The 4,410-nt window shown below is 69.6% G+C and carries 3 protein-coding genes; 2 read left to right on the top strand and 1 reads right to left on the bottom strand.

Annotated elements, in window-relative coordinates:
* Positions 1-202: 202 nt before the first annotated feature.
* The gene (locus EB084_20395) at positions 203-520 is read left to right on the top strand and encodes a hypothetical protein (GenBank protein ID NDD30627.1); all 318 of its coding nucleotides are present in this window, start codon (positions 203-205) and stop codon (positions 518-520) included.
* 69 nt (positions 521-589) lie between these two features.
* Here EB084_20395 and EB084_20390 read toward each other — a convergent pair whose 3' ends face one another.
* Positions 590-1,309, bottom strand: coding sequence for a sulfite oxidase-like oxidoreductase (locus tag EB084_20390; protein ID NDD30626.1), 720 nt, complete (start codon positions 1,307-1,309; stop codon positions 590-592).
* 257 nt (positions 1,310-1,566) lie between these two features.
* On the opposite strand from EB084_20390, the gene EB084_20385 reads away from it, so the two are divergent.
* Positions 1,567-4,410, top strand: a 2,844-nt coding sequence (locus EB084_20385) for a hypothetical protein (GenBank protein ID NDD30625.1), incomplete at its 3' end; no start/stop codon positions are given.

Genomic DNA, 4,410 nt, shown 5'->3' with positions numbered 1-4,410 from the left:
CTGCAGCTTGCCTACGGGTTCTCGTCGGCACTCGACGCCCTCGGTCTCGTCGTTCCCACGGCGGGTGGTGGGGAAGGCGGCGGTGCGTGGTCTGACATGTCGGGTCAGTCACACGGCGAGTGGGCCGCATCCATGGTGCAGGGGCTGGCCGGCAGCAGCTACAAGAGCGCCTGGTAGCCGCGGCGCACGCAGAGCGGTCGGGTTGGCGCGGGAACGTGGAACGCGTGAGCTCGAGCTCGATGTGACCCGGCGCCAGCTCGACCAGCGTCTCATCGCCATCGACGCCGAGACCCAGGCGGTGGTGCGCAAGGCCGAGGCGGTGTCGCCGGATCTCATCGCGTCGATGCAGGCGTTCGCCGACAAAGCCCTCGCCGAGAAGATGGCCGAGACCATGGAGCCGCTGGCCATTCTCGGCGGACGCAGCGTCAGTGACGTGCTCGGCGGGCTGCTCGCCGGAACGCCACTGGCCGACGTGGTGACGCGGCCGAGCAACGGGAAGGCGCTGGTATCGAGAGAGTAGCGGCTCGCCGGCCTTTTCGCGTGTATGGCCATTCGAAGCAGCCGGTCGCTGGTTCTTCCGCGAAACCGCTCAGCGCATGCGTTCCTCGATCCAGGGGTCGCCGTGATCGTGGTAGCCGTTGCGCTCCCAGAACCCGGCGCGGTCGTCGGTGAGCAGCTCGAGACCCTCGACCCACTTGGCGCTCTTCCACGCATACAGCAGGGGCACCACCAGTCGGATGGGGCCGCCGTGCTCCGGCGTCAGGGGCTCTCCGTTGCAGTGGGTGGCGAGCAGCACGTCGGGCGACAGCGCGTCGACGAGCGGCATGTTGGTGCTGTAGCGCTCGCTCGATCCCACACGATCGGCGCCCCAGGCCACGAGGAAGCGTGCGTCATCGCGCACCTCGGCGAGCTCGAGGACGTCGTGGATCGACACGCCCTCCCAGTGCTGGTCGAGCACGGTCCAGGTGGTGACGCAGTGCATGTCGGCGTGCACTCGAATCCGCGGCAGCGCGTTCAGCGCGTCCCAGGAGAGCGTGATCTCGCGCTCCACCGCCCCGAACACCCGCAGCTGCCACGTCGCGGTGTCGACCCTCGGCACTTCGCCGTACTGCAGCACCGGCCACTTCTTCGCCTTCGACTGTCCGGGGGGGATGCGCCGCTCGCGCTGGACGTCGGCGTTCACAACGCGACGAACGCCGTCGGCGTCGGTGGCGGTGGAAGGGGAGGGGGGCGCCTCACGGGTCTCGGCCGAGGCGTGCTGCACGGGAGAAGGCGCGTCGCGGCGCAGCCGTTCGAGGAACTTGAGCATTCTCATGGCGGGGAGATTGCGCTCGTGCGGGGGCGACTCCTGTGCGGGGAGCGCACGCTCCCGACGGCCGCGTCTGGCGCCGATGGACTCGGGCCTCCCGTGCTCAGAGGAGGCGTTCCCCTCGGTCCGAATTTCATTGAACAGGATCGTAGCCGTCAGCGGGGGGTGAACGTCTGAACAGCGCCAGGTGCTGGAACTGCAACCACGACCTTCCTGCACTTGCGTTCTGCAGCGTCTGTGGAGCGCCCCTCGAAGACATGAGCACCGCTCGCGCGTCGGTTGACTACCTCTTGCGAGAGGTGCCCCGCTGGGAGTGGATGCCCCCACAGCACCGCGAATTCGTCCTGTCGTACTACGGTGAGCGGCGCAAGCGACTGCGCGTCGAGTCCGAGGCCAGCGACGGGGCAGACGAGACCGTCCGCCCCCAGTCGCCTCCCACGGTGCCCGCGCCCGCGCAGCCACACGACGGGGCAGACGAGACCGTCCGCCCCGAGGCGCCTCTCCTCCCGACCGAGGCCGCGCAACCACACGATGCGCCTGAGCCCACGGTCGTCGAGTCCGCGCATCGCACGACGTCCGCGCCGACCGATGGGGAATGGGGCACCAGCCAGGCGGGTACCGCTGCGAGGCAACCTCGGCAGCTCGGGCGTGGCATCACCCGCTTCGAGCACGGGAGCAGCGGCTCAACGAGCACCTCCTCAGAGAGCAGCATCCGCTGGTTCCACGCTCTGGGCGCGCTCTTGCTCGTGGCTGCGGGCATCGGTTTCCTGCGATCGAACTGGGACGCCTGGGGGTCGATCTTCGTCACGTTCGGCCTGCTCACGGTTCCCGTGTTCGCCTTTCTCGCGGCGTTGTCTCTGCGCGATTCGCTTCCTGATTCGAGTCGCGGGCTCTCGGTGCTGGGTGGGGTCACGCTGCCCTCCGGGCTGCTGGCGCTCCAGCTGTACGGGTTTGTCACCATCGCCTTCTCGTCGTGGGCCTTCTTCGTCTTTCTCACCACAGCCGTGGTGCTGGCTGGCCTGGCATGGGTTCTCGTCGAGACGGCGTGCGTGTATCTCTCCGCCCTGGCGGTGGTCTTGTCGGGGGTCGTGCTCGCCTGGAACGTGCAGGGGGCGTTTGGCTATCCGCTGATCGTCTGCGCCGCCATCGTGACGTGGGCCATCCGGCCGGACCGCGTGGGCGCGCTCGTGGGGGAAGAGGCGCCCAGGAGCGTGCGCCTGCTCGAGATCCACAGCATCTCACTGGCCTATGCATTGGCGCGGGTCGCGCTCGTCGCATCGCTCACCGGGGGCTCGACGCCGGGTGTCCACAGCGTTGTCGTGGCAATGCTGTCCACCGCCTTCTTCGTCGGCTGCGCCCTGCGAGACCGCACCGCCGAGATGATCGTGCACGCCTTTGCGGCCTGTGGCCTCGCGTGGGGATTGGCATGGCTGCGACAGATGGGCGGCCACGGGACCCTCGAGGCGTTCGTCGAGCAGGTGCTGATGCCGGGCACGGCGGCGTGCGCCCTGGCGGCCCGGCAGATCGCGGTGCGCGTTGATCGGATGGCCGCAACCCCCATCGTGGGGATGACGGGGCTGCTCTCGGCAGCGACGCTCGTTCTTGCGTGTTTTGCAGGCCTGGAGAGCGCGCGCCCGTCGGCTGCGCTGCTGATGGCCGCGGTAGAGGTGGGCATCCTGGCCCCCATGTTCTACGGTTGGCTGGCGTTCGAGCTCGATGTCGGCCCGGTCATGACCGTGATGGCCGCGCTGGGGGGACTTCTCGGGCCGGCGCGTCTCCTTCCCGAGGTCTCTCCCCTCCAGCCGATCATGTGGGCGCTGGTGTTCGAGGTGGCACTCTTCCTCGTTGTTGCGCTGGCGGTCGATCGGCACCTGGGTCGCGCGCAAGCAGCGTTCCCATCTGGGCTTGCCCTGGCGCTGGGGCACCTCCTGCCTCCCGTCTTCATCATGGCGGCGCTGGCCGAGCAGTGGCGCAACCTCAGCGCGGGCACGCTCGTCGTCACGGTGCTGGCGGTGGTCTTCGAGCCGTTCTTCCGAGGGTGGTCGACCCCCTCGCCTCAGGCGGTCCTCCCGCTCGACGGCGCGTCGGAGCGCGACGACGCGTGGAACCGCTTCCTGCAGCTGAGAGCGGAGGCCAAGAAGGAGGCGACGTGGTCGATCTCGCGCCGTCTTGCGTACTTCGCGACGCTCCTGGCGCCTGTGTCGGTGGCGTGCCTGGTGCACGTCGAGGTCAGCGGCGCGGGGGCGCGCTCTGCAGCCGCCCCGTTCTCCGCGGCGGTCTTGGTCTCGATCGCGCTTCTTGCCCTCAGCCGTCTGTCGCGCGAAGGCGCGGACCACGACGTGCACTGGCGCCAGGCGCTCGACGTGGGAAGCGTGGTCGCCGTGCTCTGGGGCGGTGCGCTTGCGGCCCTGTGGGTCGTTCCGGGCCCGAGCCTCAGCGCGCTCGCATTGGTCAGCGCTGCGGCCGTCTGTGCGATTCACGCGGCGGGAAGGGGGCGGTTGCCACTGGCCCACGCCGCCTACGCCTTCGTGCAGATCTTGATCTGCGCAAATGCCCCCCATCCTGTCGCGGTCGAGTGGATCTCGATTCCGCTGGGGCTGTGGATGCTGCTCTTTACGCTTCGACTGTCTCCCGATCGCGGCAGGCTCCAGGGGGTGGCGGTTGCCGTCTTGGGGCTGCCGTCCCTGCTGGGAGCGGCCCTCGACGGGTGGAGCCTCCACGCCCCCTGGGCGGCAGCGGTGGGGCTCGCGGTCTTCGTCGCCGGGCACATCACCGCGCACCGCGGGCGTGTCTCACAGGGCGGGGTGCTTCTCGCCGCGCTGTCGGTCATTGCTTCATTCCGGTGGAGCGACGCGACCATCGGCCTGGTCGTGGTCGGGGTGCTGACGGGCCTCTCCGAGCGCGTCTTTCGCGTCCCTGGAGCCGACGGTGACGCCGGGACGGGCGGAGCAGATCTGGCGGGCTCGGATGGCGTGGTGCTGCGCACCTCCGCCGCGGAGCTGGCCGTGCTCTCTGTCGCGTGCATGGCTGCGGCGGCGGCGAGCCTGGGCTGGACGCATGTCGCCCCCGCATACAGCGCGCCTGACGTCTACGCGCGCGGG

Source organism: Pseudomonadota bacterium (assembly GCA_010028905.1).
GTDB lineage: Bacteria > Vulcanimicrobiota > Xenobia > RGZZ01 > RGZZ01 > RGZZ01.
This window is presented reverse-complemented; position numbering and strand designations above follow the sequence as displayed.

Bases quoted from the DNA above. Each gene is read 5' to 3' on its own strand.
- EB084_20390 (NDD30626.1), bottom strand. From the start codon at position 1,309: ATGCTCAAGTTCCTCGAACGGCTGCGCCGCGACGCGCCTTCTCCCGTG.